Annotated in this window: 2 protein-coding genes; both read right to left on the bottom strand. The window is 66.0% G+C overall.

The annotated features are described in order from the left end of the window. The coding region (locus AB4Z27_RS28885) for an ABC transporter ATP-binding protein (protein WP_441645968.1) at positions 1-500 on the bottom strand (500 nt) is incomplete at its 3' end. Between the two features lie 10 nt (positions 501-510). Further along, the gene (locus AB4Z27_RS28880) at positions 511-1,452 is read right to left on the bottom strand and encodes an ABC transporter substrate-binding protein (RefSeq protein ID WP_144196545.1); all 942 of its coding nucleotides are present in this window, start codon (positions 1,450-1,452) and stop codon (positions 511-513) included. Between the last annotated feature and the right edge of the window lie 291 nt (positions 1,453-1,743).

Below are 1,743 nucleotides of genomic sequence, written 5' to 3'. Positions count from 1 at the left end.
GCGCCGAATGGCTCGTCCATGAGCAGTACCTTGGGCTGCAGCGCCAGTGCGCGGGCGATTTGCAGTCGCTGCTGCATGCCGCCGGACAGCTTGGCGGGATACTCCCGGGCCGCCTGCTGCAGGCCGACCATGGCCAGCGCGGCGTCGATACGGTCGTCCAGTGCCGCGCCGGAGACCTGCTCCTCGATGCCTAGCGCCACGTTGCCACGCACCGTCCGCCACGRCAGCAGCGCGTTGCCGTAGTCCTGGAACACCGTCACCACACCCGCCGGCGGGCCGCTGAAGGCGGCACCTTCATAGAAGACGGCGCCGCCGGTCGGCGCACAGAACCCGCCGAGCGCGCGCAGCAGGGTGGTCTTGCCCGTGCCGGAGCCGCCCACCATGCAGAGGAACTCGCCCCGGCCGATATTCAGGTCGATGCCCTGGAGAATCGTCTTCTCCCCACTTGCCGACGTCAGTCTGACTTCCGCCTGCTCACAGCAAAATACCGATGCGTTCATAGGTCGTGAACTAGTTGAGGCTGGCGCCGATGGCGCTTGCTTTCTCGTTGATGGCGCCGACGGCGACGGCGGTCTGGATCCAGGTGTCGATCTCGGCATCGCCGAGGCGGGTGGTGTAGGCCGGCAGATGGACCGAGGCTGCCACCGCATCGGGCAGGCGGGTCCACTTGGCCAGCACCGCGCGTGACGCCTGGTCGTTCTTCTGGATGTACTGGATGGCGTCGTTGAGCGCGGCGCGCCAGGCCGCCACGGCGCCCCGGTTGTCACGGGCCCACTGGCCGCTCGCCATCCAGCAGGTCAGGATCACCGGGTCGGCCACGCCGAGCATGGGGTTGCCGAGGGTACGCACGCCCACCTTCATCGACGCCGAGGCGTAGGGTTCGACGATCTCCGCCGCCGCCACGCGCCCCGCCGCCAGCTGGTCGCCCATATTGGCGAAAGCCATCTCCTGGAAGCGGACGGCCTTGGGGTCCACGCCGCGCTGCCGCAGCGCATTGAGCGTGGCGATGTGGATCACCCCGTTGAGCGAGGGCGTGGCCACGACCTGCCCCTTGAGGTCGGCCAGGTCCCGGATCGGGCTGTCGGCGCGGGTCACCAGCCGCATCTGCTGGTTGGCCGTCAGCTCCTGCGTATTGCCCGCGATGCCCACGACATCGAGCTTCCGCAGCCGCGCCTTGATGATGTCGATGGGCGTGCACCCGGAGACCTCGAACTGCCGGCCCAGCGCGCCGACCACGGTGGAGACGTTCTGGACGGTGGTGATGTCCACGTCCAGCCCGTGCGCCTCGAACATGCCCTTGTCCTTGGCAATCCACAGCGGCAGCCATGCCGCCGAGACCACGGACGCCACGCGCACCTTGGTTCTGGCCGGGGTTTGCGCCATCGCGGTGGGCGGTTGGGCGAATGCCAGCCAGGTCAGCAGGAAAACCAGCAGCCGGAAGCGTGTCGTCATCGAAGTCTCCTTGTATCCTTGTAGGGTTAGTCAAACATTAGTATCTTTGTATAAAGATACTTTACGCAAAGATAGCAAGCGCCCGAGACAATTTCTTATATGGATAAACACGATTTGATAGACACATTCGATGAAGAGTGGGCGCGCGTGCGGCCTGATCTCGTCACGGACCACGTGCTGGTGCTGGGCCGCATCCTGCGGATTCGCGATCTGGCGATGAGGGCGTCCGAGCGGTGGCTGGCGCCTCACGGCATCACCTGGGACATGTTCGACATGATTGCCACGCTGCGG

Origin of the sequence: Cupriavidus sp. KB_39 (genome assembly GCF_052114485.1) — a bacterium.
Classification (GTDB): domain Bacteria; phylum Pseudomonadota; class Gammaproteobacteria; order Burkholderiales; family Burkholderiaceae; genus Cupriavidus.
The sequence above is the reverse complement of the archived record's forward strand: the minus strand, read 5'-3'. Positions and strand labels throughout refer to the sequence as shown.